The sequence below is a fragment of the Thalassoroseus sp. genome (assembly GCF_984380535.1).
Genome location: NZ_CFHRBF010000018.1, coordinates 154666 through 177052 on the forward strand (window position 1 = coordinate 154666; position 22387 = coordinate 177052).

Consider the following 22387-nt stretch of genomic DNA (forward strand, 5'->3'; position numbering starts at 1 on the left):
TGCGATCCAGAGAGTCGGTGCAATCTTCCGTCATCGTAGGAGTTCTTGCGGTCGCTTGCTATCATGACGGGCCACAGATGACAAATGAACGCGAATTTGCGGAGAAGTGACCCGGTGATGACGCCCGAATTGCAGAACAGCCGCTTCATGAAAACGGTCCGACGGGAACCGACCGACACCACGCCGATTTGGATCATGCGGCAAGCGGGGCGATATTTGCCGGAGTATCAAGCGGTCCGCAGCGGGCATACCTTTCTCGAATTCTGCAAACGCCCGGATTTGTCCGCCCAAGTGACGTTGGATGCCCAACGGATTTTAGGGGTCGACGCTGCGATCCTGTTCGCCGACTTGCCGACGATTTTGGAACCGATGGGGTTCGAACTCGATTATCAACCCGGTCCGCAAATTGGCAATCCTCTGCGAACTGGCAAGGATCTGGAACGGATCCACGAAGTCGAAGACATCGACACCATGAGTTACGTGTTCGAGACGGTCAAACTCGTGCGGAAGGATTTGCCGGCCGATATTCCGCTGATTGGGTTTTGCGGTTCTCCATTTACGTTGGCATCTTATGCGATCGAAGGGGCTGGTTCGAAAAATTACATCCACACGAAGTCTTTGATGTATCGCGACCCGGGTGCGTGGCACGAGTTTTTGGGGCGGTTGTCGCGAAGTGTGGTGAAACATCTGATCAAGCAGTTGGAAACCGGTTGTCAGTTGGTGCAATTGTTTGATAGTTGGGCCGGCTGTTTGTCGCCGCATGATTACCGGGAATATGTGCTACCGCACACGCGATCGGTCATTGAGGCGTTGCCAGATGACGCGTACGTGATCAACTTTCTGACGGGCAATCCGGCGTTGCTGCCGATGCTGCGTGAAGCCGGCGGAGACGTGATTGGCTTGGATTGGCGGGTCGACTTGCGAGACGGTTGGGCAACCGTCGGGCATGATGTTGCAGTGCAAGGCAACCTCGATCCCGTTGTGCTGTTCGCCGATTTAGACACCATCCAAACGCGAGCGAAAGCCGTGTTGGATGCGACGGATGGCCGACCGGGGCATATTTTTAATCTCGGTCACGGTGTGATGCCGGACATGAACCCGGACCACGTTAAAGCCCTGGTTAAAATGGTGCACGAGATGGGAGCACGCTGAGCGGTGAGTGCGAACGAACACCCGCGACGCATCGCCGTGATCGGAGGCGGTTTCAGCGGATTGGCTGCGGCCAATCGGCTTGGCGAATTGCGTGATGAAAGTGACTCTCCCTGTGAGATTACTCTGTTCGAAGCCAGCGACCATTTCGGCGGCGTCTTGGGAACACGAGAAATCGCCGGGTATCGGGTGGAGACGGGGGCGGACTCGTTTATCACGAACAAACCGTGGGCGGTCCGACTTTGCGAGCGATTGGGGATTGCCGATCGGTTGATCCCCACCGACGAAACTTATCGGCGATCGTTGGTGCTGCATCGCGGACGCCCGGTTCCCGTGCCAGACGGGTTCATGCTGATGACGCCCGCGAGAATTTGGCCGGTGCTCCGCAGCCCGTTGTTTTCCTGGGTTGGCAAACTTCGCATGGGGTTGGAAACGGTTCTACCGCGTCGCCACGTGAATGGACCAGACGATGACGAAAGCCTAGCCAACTTTGTGCGTCGGCGGTTCGGTCGCGAAGCGCTTGACCGGTTAGTGCAACCGCTCGTCGGGGGCATTTACACGTCCGACCCGGAAAAGCTCAGTTTGCGAGCGACACTCTCGCGGTTTCTCGACATGGAACGCGAACACCGAAGTTTGATTCTCGCTTCACGGAAACAACAACGCAGCAACACGTCAGAACGCTCAAGCGGTGCTCGGTACGGATTATTCGCTACGCCGGACAACGGAATTTCCGTGCTGGTCGATGTGCTCGCTGATCGTGTGCGGTCAGTCGCCGACTGCCGGCTTGGTCAGCCCGTTGAACGGGTCACGCGGTCCGAGGAGTCCAAATGGCGATTACGATTTTCCGCGGGTGAGGAGATTGAGTTCGATGCGGTCATCATCGCCCTGCCCGCTTGGAAGACAGCGAGCTTGCTAGGTGAGACCGATGTCGAGTTGGCAAAGTTGCTGGCGGAAATCGAATATGCATCGACGGCGATCGTGGTTAGTGGGCATCGTCTGAGCGACATTCGACACCCGATGGATGCGTTCGGTCTGGTTGTGCCCGCGATCGAGAAGCGGCGAATCTTGGCGGTGTCGATGACAAGTCGCAAGTTTCCCGGTCGTGCACCGGACGGCTGTATTCAACTACGGACCTTTGTCGGCGGTGCGATGCAACCCGAGGAACTGAACGCAACCGACGACGAAATCATCGGCAATGTTCGTGAGGAATTGGCCCACATTTTCGGCGTCGGTGGGGAACCGGATTTCGTTCATGTCGCACGATGGAACCGTGCAATGCCGCAGTATCATCTTGGGCATTTGGAACGAGTGCGGCGGATCGAGGAACTTGTCAGTAGACATCCGGGATTGGCTCTGGCAGGAAATGCATTTCACGGGGTCGGCGTGCCCGATGTGATTCACCGAGGCGAAACTTCGGCCGAGGCGATTTGGCGAATGAATGTGCCAACCCATGCCGAATCCGTACGAGGTGACTAGAATTCGGCATGAACGATCATCTCCCCCAGTGTATTGCGTTTGATGCAGTCGGTACGTTGATTACACCGATGCCGTCTGTGGCCGATATCTATTGGCAAGTTGGGAATCGGTACGCATCGCGGTACTCGATCGCAGAACTTCGCGAACGCTTTCGACACGCGTTTTCTCAGCCGTCTCATGATGATGAACTGCACACGAACGAAGACCGCGAGTACGCCTATTGGCAACGTGTCATGCGGGAAGTGCTCGACGATGTGGAATCGCCAACCGATTGCTACCGCGAGCTTTACGACATCTTTGCGGATGCACGATTTTGGCGGGTGTACGATGATGTTGCATCGACACTTGTCGAACTCAATGAACGCGGCATCAAGTTGGCGGTGGCTTCGAATTTCGATCATCGGTTGCTGACACTGTGCGATCAGATACCGGAATTGCAGCCGATTTCGGTACGGGTGGTTTCCTCGATCGTGGGATGGAAGAAACCCAGCCCGGAGTTTTATGTGGCGTTGGCGTCGGCGTGTGATTCGGCACCGTCCGAAATTCTCATGATTGGCGATACTTGGGAAACCGACGTCGTTGCGGCTCGGAAAGCCGGTTTGCAGGCGAAGTTGATCGATCGCGAAGCAACCGAGACCACATCAGATCGGCTGCAACGTTTGACGGATTTGCTTCCGTCAGGCACGATAGACGCCTAAAGAACTTCGATCACCGAAATCGACTCCGTTTCCGCTTCGAACTGGATTTGTTCCCCCCATGCGTTGCGTTATTCTTGCGTTCGTCTTGTGTTGCCACTCAGCGGCTGTTTTCGCCCAACGGGATTTGAAAGTCATCCCCCCAACCGATCCAGAAATCGAGCGGAAATCGTTCGTGTTGCCGGAGGGGTTTGAGATCAATCTCTTCGCTGCCGACCCGGCGATCGCCAAACCGATTCAGATGAACTTCGACAATCGCGGTCGGCTATGGTTGGCGACATCGGAAATCTATCCGCATATCAAACCTGGTCAGAAAGCCAACGATAAGATTCTGATTCTCGAAGATAAAGACGGCGACGGCGTGAGTGACCAGACCACGATCTTTGCCGACGGTCTGCTGATTCCCACCGGCGTGGCTCCTAGCGATGATGGCGTCTTCGTTGCCAACAGCACGGAACTCATGCACCTGCGAGACACCGATGGCGACGACAAAGCGGACGAACGCAAGGTGGTGCTCTCCGGGTTTGGCACCGAAGACACGCACCACATTCTGCACACGTTTCGATGGGGGCCGGAAGGATGTCTTTACATCAATCAATCGATCTACATCCACAGCCACATCGAAACACCGTACGGTGTCAAACGGCTCAACGGCGGCGGCATTTGGAAGTTCCGCCCGGAGACCATGGAACTCGATGTGTTCGCTCGCGGGTGGATCAACACCTGGGGGCATCAATTTGATTCGCTGGGGAATTCGTTCGCCACGGACGGTGCGGGTGGCCAAGGCATCAATTACGTCGTGCCCGGAGCCGCCTACGCGACCGCTGTTGGTGTGCCTCGAATTCTGCCGGGGTTGAATCCGGGAAGTCCGAAATACTGCGGGTTGGAAATTGTTGGCGGTTCGCATTTGCCCGAAGATTGGCAAGGCGATTTAATCACACATGATTTCCGTGGGCATCGGGTTTGCCGTTTCAAAGTGACCGAAGATGGTTCCGGCTTCGCCTCGCAGCAGATGCCCGACCTTATTCGCAGTTCCCACCCTGCGTTTCGGCCCGTGGATGTGCGTCTTGGTCCGGATGGTGCGATCTATATTGCTGATTGGTACAACCCAATCATTCAGCACGGCGAAGTCGACTTCCGTGACCCCCGTCGCGACCAAACGCACGGACGGATTTGGCGAATCACATACAAAGGTCGTCCCACGACCGAACGGCCCGACTTCGCGAAACTCTCTGTGGATGAGGTGTTGAACTATCTGAAATCCGATCAACCGTGGCATCGTCGTCATGCAAAATTATCGCTTCGGCAGCGTGATGTCGATATCTCGGAAAACCTGAAAACCTTCGTCGCAAGTCTCGATTCAAACGATGCCGGGTACGACCAACATCGGCTGGAAGCGATTTGGGCGGGGCAAACGTGTGGTGTGATTGATGTGCCGCTGCTGGTGTCTTTGATGCAAGCGGATACGCCCGGCGTGCGAGCGGCGGCGGCTCGAATTGCGGGGACTTGGATCGAACTCGACGAGCAGATTCCAAAGCAATTGGCCAAACTGGCGAAGGATTCCAACGCTCGCGTTCGTTTGGAAGCGGTGCGAGCATTGGCGGAGTGGTCGAACCAAACGCAGGCAGTGCAATTTGCTCTCGCGGCCCGTTCGGATTCGATGGACCGTTGGCTCGATTATGCCCTGTGGCTGACATGCCGAGAAACCGCCGACGGCTGGCTGCCGAAATTGCAAGCGGGGAAATTCAACTTCGATGGAGATGCCGATGCCCTGGCCTTCGCCTTGCGTGCGATTCGGAATCCGGCTGCTGTTTCGTCCCTCACACGGTTGCTGAATCAGGGGAACGTCTCCGATTCTCAGCGTGACACCGTTCTTAATGTCCTCGCGGAACTTGGGCAGCCGAACGATTTGAACGTTGTCTGGGAGGCTGTTCGACAGAAAACAACGACCGAGCCGCGTCGGCAAGAACTGCTCGGCTTGTTGGCTCGGGCCGCACGAGAACGGAAAGTTCGACCAACGGGCGATCTGTCCGAGATTGTCAATTGGTTGAGTCACGATAACGTCGCTACCCAATTGGCAGTCGTCAATTGTTTGGAGGCCTGGAAGTTGCCAGCTGCTCGCGAGGAGCTGAATCGGTTGGCGTTAGCGGACGACACCGATGCCGTCCTGCGAACATTGAGCTTGAACGCATTGACGTCTCTGGGGAATGCGAATGATGTGCTGATGAAGTTGGTGGAATCCGAGCGACCGTGGACGGTGCGTCAGCAAGGTGTGATCGCCTTGACGAAAACCGCACCCAAAGCGGCGGCATCGGCAGCGGTCGTGTTGTTGCAGTCGGCACCGACGCCGGAAGAAACCGCTCCGATTTTCGTGGCATTCCTCGAACGCAAAAACGGACCGGCGGCACTTGAAGCGGCTCTGGATGGCAAAACGTTGCCAGCGGATGTGGCTCGGATCGGATTGCGAGCGATCGACTCGACTGCAACTCCCCATGTCAAGTTGACCGAGCGGTTGGCGAAAGCCGGCAATATTACCAGCGGTCCGAAACAACTCTCCCCCGAGGAAATGGAAACGTTGCTCACTCAGGTTGCCGATCAAGGTGATGGCCACCGTGGCGAATCAGTATTTCGCCGGGAGGGTTTGGCTTGCATGACGTGTCACGCAATCGCCGGTGCCGGTGGGAAAGTTGGGCCGGACTTGATCAGCCTCGGGGCAAGTGCTCAACCGGATTATATTGTCGAGTCGCTGCTCGATCCCAATGCGAAGGTCAAGGAAAATTACCATTCGATCGTAGTTGCGACCGATGAAGGGCAAGTGCTTACGGGTGTCAAAGTTCGACAAACCGATGAGGAATTGTTGCTGCGAGACGCGAAAGACCAATTGATTTCCATTCCGCTCGCATCCATCCTCGATCAGAAAATCGGCAAGTCGCTGATGCCGGCGGGTTTGACGGAGAAGCTGACGCAGGCAGAGTTCATCGATTTGGTGGCCTTCCTCTCCGGACTCGGCAAAGCTGGCAGTGGCAGCGTGACCCAAACACCCGTCGCACGTAGTTGGGAAGTTATGCAGGCGACGGACGATGCTAAGTATCAGTTGCGTCGCACCAGTTACGATGCGGCCGCGAACAATCCTGATGCGTTCGCCTGGAAGCCTGCCTATAGCCGGGTGAATGGCGATTTGCCGATCGAGGATCTTCCGGTGATGAACCAACTCCGCGGTCCCCGCTCTGGCGAACCGATCGTGGCCTTCGCTCGCACCGAAGTCGAGGTGACCACACCCGGGGAGGCGGTTTTGCGGTTGAACTCACCAGACGGCTTGCGAGTATGGCTGGATTCCAAACCCCTCGAACCAGCAAATGCGATCACAGTGCCTCTCACTACCGGCACTCACCGACTCACCTTCGCCGTACTGACCGACGAACGCGAAGCCCCAGTTCGGGTGGAACTGCAACCTGCGACCGGTTCGAAAGTTCAAGCCAAATTCGTGACCGGCAAGTGAATCTTGCGACAAATCCAAAGCAAGAAAACGCCGCCAAGAGGGAAACTCTCGGCGGCGTTTTCGATATTCATGGTGCCAATCTGAGGTGATTGGACTTTACTTGCTGTCGCCATCGGCTGGGGTATCGCCTTCGACGTTATCTGGGTCTTCAGCGTCGGTGCCAGGCTTATCGCCAGCTTCGCCTTCAGCAGGAGCTTCGGTGTGTTCGCCTTCAGCTGATGCTGGGGTTTCTGGTGTTTCTGGGGTTTCAGCAGGTTTTTCGCTGTCGCCGCAGCCGACGGTGAAAACGGTCAGCGAGAGCATCAACATCCAAGCAGCCAAATTCTTCATTGCGAGTTCCCTCAAGAGAATTCCACAGATTTTCCGCACGACCCACATGGCCATGCTGGCCCCGTTCGGTGGGCCTGTGCATCTGTAAGAGTCATCTCCCAAACTTTTATTCCCGCGAATTCCGAAGTTTTTGAAATTCCGGAAATTTTATTCAGAATTCACCGACGGAGCCCAGGCCGTCCGGATTCCCTCGACCGTTTCGACTCACCTTGCCGAATGGTAGAATACTGGTGATTCGCTCCTCTCAGACCCAGGACTGTTGATGTCTGAAACTCGCCCGTTTGCCCATCTTCACTGTCATACGCATTACAGTTTGCTCGACGGTGCCAATAAAATCCCCGATCTCGTGCAAGCCACGAAAGACATGGGGATGAATGCCTGTGCAATCACGGACCACGGCAACTTGTATGGTGCGATGGAGTTCTATACCACTTGTCGTGCGAATGATGTGAACCCCATTGTGGGGTATGAAGCGTATGTCGCCCCAGGACACCGGTCCGATCGTAGCGCCTCACGAATGAAGGAAGCGAGCCATCACCTTACGTTGTTGGCTATGAACAAAACCGGCTTCCGGAATCTCATCCGCATGGCGTCAGTGGCGTATACTGAGGGTTTCTACTACAAGCCGCGGATCGACAAGGAACTGCTCGAAGCCCACAACGAGGGAATTATCTGTCTGTCGGGTTGCGCATCGAGTGAACTGTCCCGCTACATTTTGGCGGAAGAAGTCGACAAAGCGAAAAGTTTGATTCACTGGTTCGACAAAGTCTTCGGCGACCGCTTCTATCTTGAAATCCAGAATGCGGGTCTGGAAATTCAGAAGATTTGCCAAGACGGTACCGTCGATCTCGCGAAGCAAGTCGGGATTCCGTTGGTCGCGACGAACGATTCGCACTACCTCTGCCAGGATGATGCCAAAGCTCACGATATTCTATTGTGCGTCAACACGCGAGCCGTCCGCAGCGATGCCAAACGGATGCGGATGGACAACGATCAATTCTTCGTCCGCTCGCCCGAGCAAATGTATCAGGCATTTGCAGGGTTGGAGGACGCCGTTGGTCGGTCACAGGAAATTGCCGACCGGATCGACTTGCAGCTGGATCTCAGCGAGAAACACTACCCGGTGTTCCGCCCACCAGAGCAAAAGACCGACAAAGATTATCTCCGTGAACTCTGCGAAGAAGGAATGGTCTGGCGGTACGGTGAAGATGGCATTACCGACGCCCATCGTGAACGGTTGGACTACGAACTTGGCGTCATCGACCAGATGGGGTATTCGAGTTATTTCCTGATTGTATGGGATTTTGCCCGCTTTGCCGTCGAACAAGGTATCCCTTGTCAGGCGCGGGGTTCGGCGTGTGGGGCGATCGTGGCGTATGTCCTCGGTTTTTCGCACGTCTGCCCGCTCAAGTACGACTTGCTGTTCGAGCGGTTTCTCGATCCCTCCCGGAGCGAACCGCCGGATATCGATATCGACTTCTGTCGTGATCGTCGGCAACTCGTGATCGACTACACCAAAGAGAAGTACGGCATCAACAACGTTGCCCAAATCGGCACGTTCGGCACACTCAAGGCGAAGATGGTGGTGCGGGACGTAGGGCGAGCGCTCGGGGTGCCGCTGCCTCGGGTCAATGAAATCGCCAAGATGGTTCCTGATACGCTGAACATCAAGCTGAAGACCGCCGTCGAAGAGTCGCAAGACTTGCAGGACGCATATAACAGCGATCCGCAGGTCAAGGAACTCATCGACATTGCGTATCGGCTGGAGGGTTTGGCAAGAAGTGCCGGGACGCACGCAGCCGGTGTGGTGGTCGCCGATGAACCGATTTCGAACTTCATTCCGCTGCAACGCATCACCGGCAAAGAAGACATCATCACGCAGTGGGACGGTCCGACCGTGGAAATGGCCGGGCTGCTCAAGATGGACTTCCTCGGGCTGCGGAACCTGACGATTCTCGACAAAGCCGTCAAAAACGTGGAGCGGTATCAGGGAATCAAAATCGATCCACTCAAACTGCCGTTGGACGACCCGAAGACTTTCGCTCTGCTCCAACGTGGTGAGACGAAAGGTATCTTTCAGTTGGAGTCCGGCGGGATGCGGGACTTGCTGACGAAGATGCGGCCCGACCGCTTCGAAGACATTATCGCCACCAGTGCGTTGTACCGTCCCGGTCCGCTCGAAGGCGGGATGGTCATGGAGTACGTGAACGTCAAGCACGGTCGGCAAGAACCGCGGAAGATTCACCCCGTCGTGGACGAAGTGCTCGCCGAGACCAACGGCGTGATGGTCTACCAAGAGCAAGTCATGCGGATTCTCAACCGCGTGGGGAACATCGAACTGCCTGCGTCGTACCGCTGTATTAAGGCGATCAGCAAGAAGAAGCTGAAAATCATCGCCGACTTCCGCGAGCAGTACGTTCAAGGTGCCCGCGACAACGGCATCCCCGAAGCAACTGCTATCGAGTTGTTTGAACTCATCGAGAAGTTCGCTGGTTACGGGTTCAACAAATCGCACAGTACGGCCTACGGGGCGGTTGCATATCAAACGGCGTACTTGAAAGCTCACTACCCGACGGAATTCATGGCGGCACTCTTGTCGTGCGGGATGGAAGACTCCACCCGGATCGCCGAGCAAACCGATGATTGTCGCCGGATGAAGATCGAGGTGCTCGCGCCAGACGTGAACACGTCGGATGTCGAGTTTGCTGTCGTCGATGGAAAGATCGGATTCGGTCTCGGGGCGATCAAAGGTGTGGGCGAAGCAGCGGTGCAACAGTTGGTCGCCGAACGCGAGGCGAACGGACCGTTCCTCAATATCTACGATCTCACGGAACGTGTCGATCCAAAAGCACTGACCAAGTCGGCCTTGGAAATCTTGATCAAAGCCGGTGCGCTCGACAGTTTCGGACCGAACCGTGAGCAACACATGCAGGCGGTCGATCGGGCGGTGCAAGCGGCGTCGGCGAAGCAACGCGACAAAGCCCGTGGCCAGAAGAGTTTGTTCGGGGGCGATGACGAGGAACCTGAGGAAACCGAAGTCCATTTGCCCGAGGCGGCCGATTGGACGAACAGTCAGAAACTTGCGTACGAACGCGAAGTTCTGGGCTTTTATCTCACGTCACACCCACTCACCGAACACGCGGAGCAACTCAGTCGCTTCGCCACCCACACCGCCGCCGAACTGAAAGATCTGCCCGAGAAAGCAGAAGTGCTGTTGGCGGGCATGGTCTCAGCAATTAAGAAGGCGCAAACGAAAAAGCCCAGCCGCAACGGGAATCAACGGTATGTGAATTTCGATTTCGAAGACGCCGGCGGTGTCGTCCGGTGTATCATGTGGCCGGAGGAGTTTGCCCGCATGGGGCACCTCGTCGAACCCGATGCCATTCGTTTCGTCAAAGGCCGTGTGGATCAACGCAGTCGAGAGCCGAACGTCATCGTCGACCAGATGCTGACAATGGAAGAAGTCGAGCGAACCTTTACCGACAAGTTAGCGGTCAAATTTCAACATGGTTTGCACGACGAACAGGATATGATTCGCGTGCGGGACGTGATTAGCCGACATCCCGGCACATCGGAAGTGGTATTATTGGCCGAGATGCCCGACGAGACCAACCCTGGTCAAAAAATCCGCTATGTGTTGCAAACGCCGGATTCGTTTCGGGTCGGTTGCACGACGGAATTGAAGAATGAACTTGTGGAGGCTATCGGCGAAATGCACTTCAAGTTCCACGCCCAACCAATTCGCAAGGCGGGACAAAGCCAAGGTGTTGGACGATAGCCAACGCAGTGGATTCTTGCAGGAGACGGGATTCATGAACGAGATCAGGACGCCAGAAACAAAACTCGCAGCCTCCGAACATTCTCGTGGGTTCCGTTGGACGATCGCCTTGCTCGTGGTGATTCCGCTGACTGTCGGCGGCGTGCTTTTGAGTGGTGTGGGCCAAGACGATTCGCCTTCAGAGACCGCGGTGCAATTGCAATCCGCAAGCAATCCGCTGTCTGGATCCAAGCAGAAAACGTCCGATGAGGAATATATCAAAGCCCTCATTGGGCGTTGGCAAAGTTCGGAGTCCTATGGCAAGATCACGCTCACGCTGAAACCTGAAGGCAAAGGCACGATGTACGTGGAGTTTTCCACGGTTTACTCACTTCTCGTGGATGACGAACTGCTGATCGACATCACGTGGAAAGTCAAAGATGGACGGTGTGTGTTCACCTCGATTCGCGGTCAGCCGAAAGCCGCTTTTGATTTAGTCACAAAGATCAAAGGGACCGTTCGCGATCAGAAAATTATCAAGGTCACCAAGGATCAGGCGATCTTCTTCGACGATAAACGCAAGAAAACAAACAAAGTTTGGAAGCGTTTGAAGGACAAAAAGAAAACGTAGTTGCCAATATTACTTCAATGCCTTGAGTCCCTTGGCTTGCCGATGTTCGTTCAACTGAGCAAGGGCCACCGGTTCAAGTTTCAGGAACTTCACAAGTTGTGAGGTTGTCGTCCCCATCGAGTTCGCCACATCCGCCACGTTCCACTCGCCGCTCTCAAGTGCATCGAGAACTTCCGCGAGTAATGCCGGGAAATCATCGTGCGAACTGCGAACTTGGATCTTCTGCGAGCGGACCCGCGACGTCCATAACTGGCTTGGTTCCATCCAGTCCTTGCGAACTTGAAGTGCAAATGCGATACGAAGACGAAACAACGCGATCTGCAGGTTTTCACCTTGCGAACGGCGTTCGTTCGCTTCGGCCGAAATGCCGGTGGGTCGGTGATGCAACACGATCGCTGTCTCGACTTTGTTACGATGTTGTCCGCCAGGACCGCCACGTCGGAGACGTTTGACTTCACATTCCGATTGCAATCGGTCGAGTGGAATTTCCGCAGGATGTCGCCACATAAATCAAGTTCCGGTTTGCCGCGTGTGGTTGGGTACGGTACTTTATTGTGTTCGATCGGCCAAACTCTCGAAACCGGAAAGTGCAGTCAATGAAATCTGTAGGAGTCGTGGTTGCTTTGCTATCGCTGGGGGTGTTGTCCGGATGCGGTTCGTCGTCATCCCAATCAGCGGCGGTGATCGGGTGGGTTGTCGCACATGGCGGAAGCGTCACGGTTGCGGGGAAATCACTAGAGATCAAATCGCTCACGGACCTTCCTGAAGGCGCTGTCGAAATTCAGCGGATCAATCTCAATGGGCAAAAACTCACCGACGACGATTTGAAGAACCTATCGGTCCTCAGCGATCTTCAATTCCTCGGGTTGCACGGGGCGCCCATTACCGATGCGGGAATCGATGCCTTGGTGGAAATAGAAAATCTGAAGGAACTCGAACTGTCGGCCACCAACATTACCGATACCGCGCTCACAAAGTTAGCGGCACTGACAAGCTTGGAAAAGCTCACGCTGCACAATACGAAAGTGTCGAAGAAAGCGGTCGAGGAACTTCAGAACAAAGTGCCCGGTTGCCAAGTGATTCGGTGAGTCGGTCGAGCAGCCAGGGGCGGACGATGTGTTACGACTTCGGCGATCGTCCTTTGATCTCATGCAGCAGGCTGGCCCGTTGGTATTTCTCGGGAATGCCGCCAAGGTTTCGATGGGCGATGAGTTCGGCCACAATGCTAACGGCAATTTCCGGCACCGTCTGCGAACCAATATCCAACCCTAACGGTGCATGAACTCGTTCGAGTGCATCCGCGGAAATGTTCTCGGCGAGCAGGTCTTCGAAGATCAGTTTGATCTTGCGATGGGAACCAATCAGCCCCACGTACCGAGCCGATGTTTCCGCCAAATGGTACAACGCTTCTTCGTCGTGGTTGTGGCCACGGGTGACGATAATCGCATAGGTGTCGGGATCGACATCCAAACCCGACAATGCGGTGTCGATGTCTGCAACGATCAACCGCTTTGCTTGTGGGAAGCGTTCGGGATTACAGTATTGTTCGCGGTCGTCGACCACCCAGACATCGAAGTCCGCCGCTGCCGCCAACTTGGCGACTTCCTGCCCGACATGCCCTGCTCCGACGATCAACAGCCGACACCGATCCAAGCGAGGCAAATAGCACACGCCCTTCGCCACGTACGGTCGCGGTCGGTCGGCTAATGACCGCAGATTTTCTTTCGCTTCCGTCGGCAACTCGTTGATGCTGCGACTGGCCACAATCTCACCATTTGCATCGAGCAAGTACCGATCACCGGCCGCATCGGCGGAGTCCGTCTGAAAGACGATCACTTCCGTCGAACCTCGACCGTCCCTTAGAAGTTCCAATTGTCGATCGAAATAACTTAGGTCGTCACCAGGGCGAATGGGATCGACGAGCATCCGCATGCGACCGCCGCAAATCAGGCCGTCGTCCCAACCGTAATCGCTGTCGAGATTGAAGGTGAGAATTTCCCGCTCGCCATGATCGAGCAACCGGAGTGCACGTTGTTTGACCTCGGCTTCCACGCACCCGCCGCCAAGTGTTCCGGTTTGCGAACCGTCGGGAAACACGAGCATAGTGGCTCCCGCTTTTTGCGGCGTTGAACCCCGAGTTTCCACGAGAGCCGTGTAAGCGCAAGGGGAACCCCCACGAACGGAATCAACGAGCGTCTGTAGCAACGTTTCCATCTTCAATCCCAAATCTGCCTGGACCCAAAGAAGGTCATTGAAAGCATTCGAGTTGAAAGTTCCAGTTCGATGCCATTGGCTATGCCAGTGTTTTTCGTCGCCGACGACCGCACCCGCTGCACAGGCGAAGCCAATGGCACCAAATGGTTTTGATTGATCTCAGTACTTATGGTTTGACGTTACAGTTGCAGACCATTTCACCGCAGCCGGGACATCCGCCGCCGTACTTGTCCTGCACGGCTTTCGTCAGATCGATATCGGCAACATTGGCAATGGTGGCCAACCATGCCAGAACATCGGCAAATTCCCGAGCCAATTCCTCGGGCGTGCCCTCTCGGAGAGCCGCCGCAAGTTCGCCGATTTCCTCCATCAACCACATGAACGTGCCCGCCGTGCCACGTTCCACATCCTTCGCGGAATACATCGTCTCGATGAGATCCTGTAACTGCCGCAACGTCATCGGTTCTGTCATAGCTTGTTCACAAGTTGAGTTGTGTGCCACGATTCACAGAGCCGTGGCACACGATCTAGCGGGTAGCCCTACTTTTGACGGATGGCCCACAGGGAATTGAAGGTCCGCAGGTAAATCGTGCCGTTGGAGATGGCGGGCGATGCGGAGATTTCCTCACCGAGATCATTCTGGGCGAGTATCTCAAACTTCGCACCTTCTTTGAGAACGGTAATCACTCCGCCACGAGCGGTGAGGTAAATCTTGCCATCCGCGGCTACGGGCGATGCTCGGTGACGATCGCGAGTCGTGCGGTTTTCTTCAATTTCTTTGCCGGTCTTGGCGTTGAGCACGAGCAAGTTTCCATTCTCACGACAGAGATAGACCAAGCCATCTTTGATGAGCGGTGATGGTACGTCTGGCGTGTTTTGCGGTCGTGTCCACAAATGGTCGGCAGAGTCCGCATCGACCAAACCGCTGGCGGAACCCTTGATGGCGACGACGGGACCATTCTTCGCAGTCGGCACAACAACCATGCCCTCGTTGGCAACTGGAGACGCGACAAATCGCAACGTGGGATGATACCGACGGTTCGGATCGTCTTGCGGATTCAAACCAGCGAGCCGCCAACGTTCCTTGCCATCTTCCAAATTGTACGCGATGGCATAATCGCCGCCATGTGTGACGAGGTACGTGGTTTTTCCGTCATCGTAGAGGGTGGGCGATGCGTAGGAATGTTCGTTTTCCTGCGATGCCCCTGTCACACGACCAGTCTGCCAAATCTCCTCGCCGGTTGCAGCATCGAGCGCGACGACACGGGCTTCCTGCGTGTTCGGTTGGCCTTCGCCGTGGATCAGTTGCAAGTACAGCCGACCTTTGTGGAGAACCGGCGTCGATGCCATGCCGAACTGAATGCGGAATTTGCCGTAGCGATCTTGGAGGTTGAAGGCCCACGCTTCGTTGCCTTCGAAGTCATAGCATGCCAAGTCCCCTTGGCCGAACATGACCCAGACATGTTTGCCATCGGTCGAAGGCGACGGTGATGCGTAGTTCCCTTCGTCGCCACGAACGGTTTGGTTGCCATTGCCGATCATCCGCCGCCATTTCTCTTTGCCATCCGTGCCGATGCACAGCAGCAGGAAATCATTGTCATCGACGGACGTCACGAAAATGTTTTCGCCCCAAATGCATGGGGTGGCTCCCGCTTGGCCCGGTAACGGAAGTTTCCAAGCCACGTTCTTGTCCGGGCTGAATTCGACAGGAAGATTGGTCTCGGCGGAGATCCCGTTATGTGATGGTCCACGCCATGACGGCCAGTTTTCGGCAGTTGCTTGGGACGCGATAACCAGTGCAAAAACGAACGCGGCGAGTGCGGGAATTACGTGTCGGCGGTGACAAACCATCGGCTACACCTCGGCGGAATATGGGGAAGGCAGTATGACAGTTTTCACAGTGTGGCATAGGGGCTATCGCGCGTCAATCAACGCGTGAGGCCGGCCAGCAACACCGCCGTCGCGACGGAAACATTCAACGACTGCACGGGGCCGCGAGGCGAAAGCCGACACATTTCGTCGCAGTTTTCCTTGGTCAGACGACGTAAGCCTTGTTGCTCGTTGCCCACGATCAATAGCCACGGACGCTCGCGATCGACCTCCGAAACGTCTTGCTCGGCGTGTTCCGATGCGCCCAGAATCCATAGGCCGTTGTCGCGGGCCAGTTGCAACGTTCGCGTCAGACTTGGCGGGTTGGCGTACGGTACATATTCGATTCCCCCCGAAGCGGCATCGTAAGCGACGCCCGTCAGCGGAGCCGACTTATGACGGGTGAAAATTAATCCTTCCAACCCGAAGAACGCCGCCGATCGAAAAATCGCACCAAGATTTCGCGGGTCTTGCACTTGATCCAAGGCCAACCAGATCCCTCGACCGTTCGCCCGTTGGCCACCGTTTTCGAACATATTGTCTAGTTCGATTGGATCAAGTTCTTTGACCGTCGCGGTGCCGGCGCCGATTCGCTCCGATTGGTCGCCCTTCGGATTTCGTCGGCCGGCTTGCTCGGGACGTTGCCCGCGTCGAACGGGAACACGAGCAGCGGACGCCGCCTCTGCAACAGCCTCCCAAGCGGTCCCTGGCTGCCGAGAGTGCAGACGAATTTCCATCACAGCGTTCGGCCGCTGTTCCAATGCCGACATCACACTATGCGGGTTGCGAAGTTCGATAGCCACCTTGGTCCCAATCAGTTTTGGACGACACGCGAGTACAGGGAAAACCTTGAGATTCTAAGAACGCGAACGACTCAAACACAACCGCTTCGATCGACGGAATCCAACTTGCGGTCGGTTTTCCTCATGCGGACGATGTGGCAAGCCGTGGGACTTTGGAGGTCTCTGCGACTCACTTTAATTTCAGCGATGCAACTAGCAGTGAATGGTCCGAACCCTCGCGACGAACAATTTTTGCAGCGGTTGTCTGAAAGTGGTCGGTATGAAAGATGTAGTCAATTCGCAAAGTCAAAGGCAGCGGTCGGGTCGGCCAAGTCCATGTCGGATGGTTGTCCGCGTCGTCGTGCACGGCGGCAAATGCGTCAATCATCCCAAGTTCTCGAAGCTGCGTCGGAGCGGTGAATTTGGAGAGACTGTTGAAGTCACCAATGACGATCGTCGGCTTTCGGGGGTCGATCGTTTTGAGAATACGGGCAATCTCGCGTTCGTGCGTCTTTTCGGTTTTTGACAGCATCACCATGGCGTCGCGAAACCCAATGTTCCGAGTGACGCGAAACGGATCGAGATGGACATTCACCAGATGCACGTCCCTCTCAGCGATCTGCAATCGTGCCGAATAAAAACCGAACAAACCCTCGACCGGCGGATGGAATTTGAGATTCGTCAGTTCCGTCTTAGACGCAAACGCCAACCGTTCGGCCGCGAATTGCCCTTGGTGCCCCGAGGCATAAAAGTAGGGATAGGTTCCCCGCAATTGCCTTTGCAGAAAGCCTTCCGACTGGGGAGTCGTTTCTTGAAAACAGATCACATCGGGCTTGGCGGTGGCGATTGCATCCAGAACTTGATCGCCACGCTGATTGCCCCAATTGAGGTTGTAAGTGGCGATGCGAAAGGTTTCTGCATGAGCATCGGAAGTGATGAACATGCTTACGAGAACAAGAACCGTGAGTCGTTTCATGGTTCGACTTTGAAAATTCGGTCCGAAAATTAGGGGACATTCTTGTCTGCCCACGGCCATTATCACGTCCGATGTGGCCTGACCTACAAGATTATCGAAGTCACGTCTAGAATTGTGATCGAAGTGAACCACCAATCACATAGTTTGCAGCCTTTTTGATATGTTGAGGTAGTAGTAAATCAGAGTCTTCCAAGTCTGCGATTGTCCGGCCTACCTTTGCTAGTCGATCCATTGACCTTGTCGATAGTGTATTCGTCTCGATTGCGTTCTTGAAAGCATCGAAACCGTCGTCAGAAAAATTGCAGTATTCTCGGACGTGACCACCTGGAATTGCAGCATTGAAGGGAATGTCAGTCCCGTCAAATCGTTTCGCTTGACGATCCCTCGCCTGCTCGACCTTTCGACGAAGTCGAGGGGAAACTCCTTCCTCAGTTTCTGCAAAACGCTCTTCTGTCGTTAGGGGTTTGATATCAACTTGTAAGTCGATGCGATCTAGCAATGGTCCGCTTATTTTGCTTTGGTACTTCTCTACGTCAGTTGGACGGCAAACACACCGGTCCGTTCCAAAATATCCGCAAGGGCAAGGATTCATTGCCGCAACGAGAGTGAATTGACTTGGAAATTTCAGGGTCGCATCCGAACGGGATATGGTAATCCATCCTTGTTCGATCGGTTGACGCAAGGCTTCAAGCGAGGGTCTAGAAAACTCAGCTAATTCGTCGAGAAAGAGTACGCCTAGGTGTGCCAGCGTGATTTCACCTGGCTGCGGCACTTTGCTACCACCTCCCACGAGTGCTACTTTCGAAGCCGTGTGGTGAATGGTTCTCATTGATCGACGAGTGACGGCCAACGCATCATGCTCGAGTTCACCACATGCAGAATAAATCCGGGTAAGCTCAACTTTCTCGTGATCCCTCAGTCGAGGTAGAATGCCCGGTATTGCACTCGCAATCAGTGACTTTCCCTCACCAGGCGGGCCAATCAGAAGCAGATTGTGGCCACCTGCAGCAGAGATCACTGCGGCATCGCGTGCCAGTTTCTGACCCTTGATCCGTCCAAAATCTACAGCTTTAGGAGTCGCTGAGTCGAACTGAATTGACTGACTTAGTGCATTCTCGAGGCGTTTAGAACCTTGGAAAAAATGGATCACTTCTTCGAGAGTCGAAACAGGAAAGACTCGGCAACCTTCATGTCCTGGTTTGGCCAGAATCAAAGCGCACTCTTTTTCATTGCCGGACGGTACAATAAGCGACTGGCCAGGCTTTGCCTGGAATGACAGTGACAATGCTCCTTTAATACGTCGTACCTCTCCATGAATTCCGATTTCACCGACAATCACAAAGTCACCTTCCTTTTCTTCGGGAAGGTCAGGTAATTGGCCGGCAGCTTGCAACATAATGATAGCGAGTGGCAGATCGAGCCACGTCCCGAACTTCGGGAGATCCGGGGGCACCAAGTTGATTAAGATACCGACATCAGATTGTGGGATGTCAAGTTTTGCAAATGCTCCGCTTATACGTTGAAAGGCTTCGCGAATTGCACCTGTGGCCATACCAGTAATTGTTGTAGCACTAGTTACCGAAACGGGCCCCCTCAAAACTTCAGTAGCGCGTGCTTGAATTTCGATCGGATAACCGTCGAGTCCAAAGAGTATTGCGCTGTTTAGCGTGTGATCGCGTTTTAATAAGTGCCCGAATTTTTGTTGACGGTCTTGAAGCTTTGTCGAGGCCATGTTTCGTATTCGCTGATGTTGAACTTGGGGGCTTTCGTGCTCCGAACTTATCAGCAATAGATTGTCATGAGTCAGTGCATGCGTTTCAAGTGTTCATAGTGGACTGTTGGTGAGAAGGTGGCCTGGTCGACCGGTCAACATTACGTGGATCGCATTGATTATCGGGTGTTGGATCATGTCCACGCAAAGCCGTGGACATGCCACCCTTTTTTCTAAGCCAAATGTGAGATTATGCTAGCCGTCGCCCTACCCTTTGACGACGAAGTTGACGAGTCGTCCTGGGACGGCAATGACTTTGACGACTTGTTTGCCTTCGAGGAAACCTTGGACAGTTTCGTCTTGGGTGGCAGTGGTTTCGAGGGTGGTTTTGTCGGCACCTGTGGGGACATGGATTTTCGCTTTGACTTTGCCGTTGATTTGCACGGGGACTTCAACGGTGTCTTCACGAATTTTCGATTCGTCGAATTTCGGCCATGGTTCGTAAGCCAATGACGTCTCGTGCCCGAACAACTCCCAAAGTTCCTCGGCTAAGTGCGGTGCGAACGGAGCGAGCAACAACACGAACGGCTCCAAGATCGCCCGGGGGCGTTGGTCCATCGCGGTGACGGCGTTGGTGAATTCCATCATTCGGCTAATGGCCGTGTTAAACGACAACCGTTCTATGTCCTCGCCGACTGCTTGAATCGTTTTGTGCAGGATTCGTTCTTGGTCTTCGTTCGGCGGAATGTCTTGCACGGAGGCATTGAGTTTCACTTCGTCGGCCCGTTCGTCGACAATCATCCGCCATGCCCGACCGAGAAAGCGATACACGCCATCCACGCCGGACATGCTCCACGGTTTGTTCTGTTCGAGCGGCCCCATGAACATCTCGTAAAGCCGCAAGGAATCGGCACCGTATTGCGAGACGATATCGTCCGGGTTGATCACGTTCCCCCGCGATTTCGACATCTTGTAGGCGCGACTGTCAACGACGATTTTCGGGTCGTCCACCAATACGAAGTTCTCGCCCTTCTTTTCAACCTGATCACCTTGGAGCGTGACTGCAGTCACCGGCTTGCCCGTGTCGGTCATCACATGTGTGGCGTCGAGTTCTTCGTTTTCGTTTTCACGCACCGCTTTCGCAGAGACCCATTTGCCGTTGGAATCTTGGAAGCCGGTCAACTCGGGAGCACCAAGGATCATCCCTTGATTGACGAGTTTCTGGAACGGTTCGGGCGTGGTGACTTCGCCGCGATCGAACAAGACCTTGTGCCAGAACCGCGAGTACAACAAGTGCAACACCGCGTGCTCGGCACCGCCGATGTAGAGATCGACCGGCAACCAGTATTTTTCTTTCGCAGAATCGATGAATCGCTCGGAGTTCTTCGGGTCGGCGAACCGCAAGTAGTACCAACATGAACCGGCCCACTGCGGCATACTGTTGGTTTCACGCTTGAGTTTCACGCCGTCTTCAGTCGTTGCGTAGAGCCAATCGTTCGGGGCTTTGGACAAGAGCGGATCGGGTGTGCCGGTGGGTTGGAAGTCTTCCATCTCCGGCAATACGACCGGCAATTCACTGTCTTCGACTGCACGCACCAAACCGGTGGGGTTGCCGTCGGCGTCGAGTTCGTGCCAGATCGGGAACGGTTCGCCCCAATACCGCTGCCGACTAAATAACCAATCGCGAAGCCGATAGTTGACGGCTTCCCGGCCCACACCTTGTTCCTGCAAATCGCCCGCGATTCGCTTTTTGAAGTCGTCTGTGGCCATCCCGTCATACGAACCAGAGTTGATCGCATAACCGGTGTCGGTGAACGCCTCATCCAATTCTAAATCGGGGACGTGGACGAAGCCCGCGTTGCTGTCATCCATCGTCAATGTGTCCAACATATTCGTATCTTCGATGGTGACAGATTCGGTGTTGGTCGTGGAGGCGACAACTTGAAGAATCGGCAAGTCGAAGGCTTTCGCGAATTCGAAGTCGCGTTCGTCGTGAGCCGGCACCGCCATGATGGCCCCGGTGCCGTAACTGACAAGCACGTAATCGGCGATCCAGATCGGAATCTGTTCGCCGTTGACCGGGTTTGTCGCATAGCTGCCGGTGAAGACACCGGTTTTTTCTTTGGCCAAATCGGTGCGGTCGAGATCGCTCTTCAAGCCCGCCATGCGACGGTATTCCTCGACATTGGCTTGCTGGTCTTTCGTCGTCAACCGATCGACGGCGGGATGCTCCGGTGCGAGCACCATATAAGTGGCACCGTAAAGTGTGTCAGGGCGGGTTGTGTAGACACGAAGGACTTCGTCATCAGGTGATTTCGGAAAACCGGTCTTCTCACGCTGTTGTTTCCAGGCGTTGAACCCCTCTTCCGATTGGGAACCAATGTAGAAATCGACTTCCGCACCTAAACTTTTGCCAATCCAATTGCGTTGCAACGCTTTGACGGAATCGGGCCAGTCCAAGTCTTCAAGTTCTTCAGACAAACGCTCCGCGTACGCAGTGATGCGAAGCATCCATTGTCGAAGTTTCCGGCGTTCGACAGGGTGATCGCCCCGCTCGCTCTTGCCTTCCGCGGTCACTTCTTCATTCGCGAGCACCGTGCCAAGAGCCGGGCACCAATTGACGGGCGCCTCGTGTTGGTAAGCCAAGCGGTGTGAATCTTGGTACCGCCGTACCGCGGCCTCGCCTGCGGCTTGCACGTCTTCTGGGATGGGCAACTCGGAAATCGGTCGGCCTTTTCCAGTGCGTGTTTTGCCGTCGGGGCCGGTCCATTCGCGATCGGCATCGAACCAAGTGTCGAAAAGTTGCAGAAAAATCCACTGGGTCCAGCGGTAATAATCCGGGTCGGTCGTGGCGAACTCGCGAGACCAATCGTAACTGAACCCTAAACTTTTCAACTGTCGACGGAAGTTGTCGATGTTCTTTTCCGTCGTGACCCGCGGATGTGTGCCGGTCTTGATGGCATGTTGTTCGGCGGGCAGACCGAAGGAGTCCCAGCCCATCGTGTGCAACACGTTCTTGCCCTGCATGCGGGCGTAGCGGCAGACGATATCCGTCGCGGTGTACCCCTCGGGATGCCCCACGTGTAACCCATCACCCGAGGGGTACGGGAACATGTCGAGCACGTATTTTTTCTCGCCATCGGGGATTCCGTCCGGCATTTCGAAGGTGGCGTGTTGATCCCAGTGGGCTTGCCATTTGGGTTCGATCCGGTTGGCATCGTAGCGAGGCATGTTTGAATGAGGGGTTAGGATAGAGGAATTAGAATTTAGGGAAGCTGTCTGACCGAGTTTGCATTGC

The 22387-nt window shown here is 55.0% G+C and carries 16 protein-coding genes; 7 read left to right on the forward strand and 9 right to left on the reverse strand.

The genetic code is table 11. The features are described 5' to 3' along the window. Positions 1–117 precede the first annotated feature (117 nt). Genes hemE through AC5DDB_RS23340 form a run of 4 tightly spaced genes read left to right on the forward strand, consistent with a single transcriptional unit; the run spans position 118 to position 6819 of the window. Complete coding sequence (gene hemE / locus AC5DDB_RS23325) at positions 118–1152, forward strand: uroporphyrinogen decarboxylase (protein WP_491742166.1); 1035 nt, start codon at positions 118–120, stop codon at positions 1150–1152. Between the two features lie 3 nt (positions 1153–1155). Further along, a complete protein-coding gene (gene hemG, locus AC5DDB_RS23330) occupies positions 1156–2625 on the forward strand; it encodes a protoporphyrinogen oxidase (protein ID WP_491742167.1) in 1470 nt (489 codons plus the stop codon). Positions 2626–2633: 8 nt separating this feature from the next. Further along, positions 2634–3323: an HAD-IA family hydrolase gene (locus tag AC5DDB_RS23335; RefSeq protein WP_491742168.1), complete on the forward strand. Its 690-nt coding sequence runs from the start codon at positions 2634–2636 to the stop codon at positions 3321–3323. Positions 3324–3381: 58 nt separating this feature from the next. Beyond that, on the forward strand, positions 3382–6819 hold the full coding sequence (locus tag AC5DDB_RS23340) for a PVC-type heme-binding CxxCH protein (protein ID WP_491742169.1): 3438 nt from the start codon (positions 3382–3384) through the stop codon (positions 6817–6819). A gap of 96 nt (positions 6820–6915) precedes the next feature. Here AC5DDB_RS23340 and AC5DDB_RS23345 read toward each other — a convergent pair whose 3' ends face one another. Beyond that, positions 6916–7149, reverse strand: a complete 234-nt coding sequence (locus AC5DDB_RS23345; RefSeq protein ID WP_491742170.1) for a hypothetical protein — start codon at positions 7147–7149, stop codon at positions 6916–6918. A 262-nt stretch (positions 7150–7411) separates the two neighbouring features. Here AC5DDB_RS23345 and dnaE point away from each other — a divergent pair, with 262 nt between their 5' ends. Together dnaE and AC5DDB_RS23355 are read left to right on the forward strand one after the other, a co-directional pair. After that, entirely contained in the window at positions 7412–10927 is a 3516-nt protein-coding gene (dnaE, locus tag AC5DDB_RS23350; protein ID WP_491742171.1) for a DNA polymerase III subunit alpha, read from the forward strand. Positions 10928–10961: 34 nt separating this feature from the next. Next, a complete protein-coding gene (locus AC5DDB_RS23355; protein WP_491742172.1) occupies positions 10962–11537 on the forward strand; it encodes a hypothetical protein in 576 nt (191 codons plus the stop codon). 9 nt (positions 11538–11546) lie between these two features. Here the strand turns inward: AC5DDB_RS23355 and AC5DDB_RS23360 are convergent, their stop codons facing one another. Then, a complete protein-coding gene (locus AC5DDB_RS23360; RefSeq protein ID WP_491742173.1) occupies positions 11547–12044 on the reverse strand; it encodes a peptide chain release factor family protein in 498 nt (165 codons plus the stop codon). 89 nt (positions 12045–12133) lie between these two features. Here AC5DDB_RS23360 and AC5DDB_RS23365 point away from each other — a divergent pair, with 89 nt between their 5' ends. Continuing rightward, entirely contained in the window at positions 12134–12625 is a 492-nt protein-coding gene (locus AC5DDB_RS23365; protein WP_491742174.1) for a hypothetical protein, read from the forward strand. A 31-nt stretch (positions 12626–12656) separates the two neighbouring features. On the opposite strand, the gene AC5DDB_RS23370 is transcribed toward AC5DDB_RS23365, so the two are convergent. The 7 genes from AC5DDB_RS23370 to leuS form a co-directional block, all read right to left on the reverse strand. After that, positions 12657–13751, reverse strand: coding sequence for an XdhC family protein (locus AC5DDB_RS23370; protein WP_491742175.1), 1095 nt, complete (start codon positions 13749–13751; stop codon positions 12657–12659). A 166-nt stretch (positions 13752–13917) separates the two neighbouring features. Beyond that, positions 13918–14223, reverse strand: coding sequence for a MazG nucleotide pyrophosphohydrolase domain-containing protein (locus AC5DDB_RS23375; RefSeq protein ID WP_491742176.1), 306 nt, complete (start codon positions 14221–14223; stop codon positions 13918–13920). Between the two features lie 68 nt (positions 14224–14291). Then, positions 14292–15602: an outer membrane protein assembly factor BamB family protein gene (locus tag AC5DDB_RS23380; protein ID WP_491742177.1), complete on the reverse strand. Its 1311-nt coding sequence runs from the start codon at positions 15600–15602 to the stop codon at positions 14292–14294. A 77-nt stretch (positions 15603–15679) separates the two neighbouring features. Next, entirely contained in the window at positions 15680–16423 is a 744-nt protein-coding gene (locus AC5DDB_RS23385; protein WP_491742178.1) for a 23S rRNA (guanosine(2251)-2'-O)-methyltransferase RlmB, read from the reverse strand. Between the two features lie 169 nt (positions 16424–16592). After that, the gene (locus AC5DDB_RS23390; RefSeq protein ID WP_491742179.1) at positions 16593–17378 is read right to left on the reverse strand and encodes an endonuclease/exonuclease/phosphatase family protein; all 786 of its coding nucleotides are present in this window, start codon (positions 17376–17378) and stop codon (positions 16593–16595) included. Positions 17379–17484: 106 nt separating this feature from the next. Continuing rightward, positions 17485–19110, reverse strand: coding sequence for a YifB family Mg chelatase-like AAA ATPase (locus AC5DDB_RS23395; RefSeq protein WP_491742180.1), 1626 nt, complete (start codon positions 19108–19110; stop codon positions 17485–17487). A gap of 246 nt (positions 19111–19356) precedes the next feature. Then, entirely contained in the window at positions 19357–22320 is a 2964-nt protein-coding gene (gene leuS / locus AC5DDB_RS23400; protein ID WP_491742181.1) for a leucine--tRNA ligase, read from the reverse strand. Between the last annotated feature and the right edge of the window lie 67 nt (positions 22321–22387).

Excerpts from the sequence above, each read along its gene's own strand:
- hemE (WP_491742166.1), top strand. The coding sequence starts at position 118 with ATGACGCCCGAATTGCAGAACAGCCGCTTCATGAAAACGGTCCGACGG.
- AC5DDB_RS23335 (WP_491742168.1), top strand. The coding sequence starts at position 2,634 with ATGAACGATCATCTCCCCCAGTGTATTGCGTTTGATGCAGTCGGTACG.
- AC5DDB_RS23340 (WP_491742169.1), top strand. The coding sequence starts at position 3,382 with ATGCGTTGCGTTATTCTTGCGTTCGTCTTGTGTTGCCACTCAGCGGCT.
- AC5DDB_RS23345 (WP_491742170.1), bottom strand. The coding sequence starts at position 7,149 with ATGAAGAATTTGGCTGCTTGGATGTTGATGCTCTCGCTGACCGTTTTC.
- dnaE (WP_491742171.1), top strand. The coding sequence starts at position 7,412 with ATGTCTGAAACTCGCCCGTTTGCCCATCTTCACTGTCATACGCATTAC.
- AC5DDB_RS23355 (WP_491742172.1), top strand. The coding sequence starts at position 10,962 with ATGAACGAGATCAGGACGCCAGAAACAAAACTCGCAGCCTCCGAACAT.
- AC5DDB_RS23360 (WP_491742173.1), bottom strand. The coding sequence starts at position 12,044 with ATGTGGCGACATCCTGCGGAAATTCCACTCGACCGATTGCAATCGGAA.
- AC5DDB_RS23365 (WP_491742174.1), top strand. The coding sequence starts at position 12,134 with ATGAAATCTGTAGGAGTCGTGGTTGCTTTGCTATCGCTGGGGGTGTTG.
- AC5DDB_RS23370 (WP_491742175.1), bottom strand. The coding sequence starts at position 13,751 with ATGGAAACGTTGCTACAGACGCTCGTTGATTCCGTTCGTGGGGGTTCC.
- AC5DDB_RS23375 (WP_491742176.1), bottom strand. The coding sequence starts at position 14,223 with ATGACAGAACCGATGACGTTGCGGCAGTTACAGGATCTCATCGAGACG.
- AC5DDB_RS23380 (WP_491742177.1), bottom strand. The coding sequence starts at position 15,602 with ATGGTTTGTCACCGCCGACACGTAATTCCCGCACTCGCCGCGTTCGTT.
- AC5DDB_RS23390 (WP_491742179.1), bottom strand. The coding sequence starts at position 17,378 with ATGAAACGACTCACGGTTCTTGTTCTCGTAAGCATGTTCATCACTTCC.
- AC5DDB_RS23395 (WP_491742180.1), bottom strand. The coding sequence starts at position 19,110 with ATGGCCTCGACAAAGCTTCAAGACCGTCAACAAAAATTCGGGCACTTA.
- leuS (WP_491742181.1), bottom strand. The coding sequence starts at position 22,320 with ATGCCTCGCTACGATGCCAACCGGATCGAACCCAAATGGCAAGCCCAC.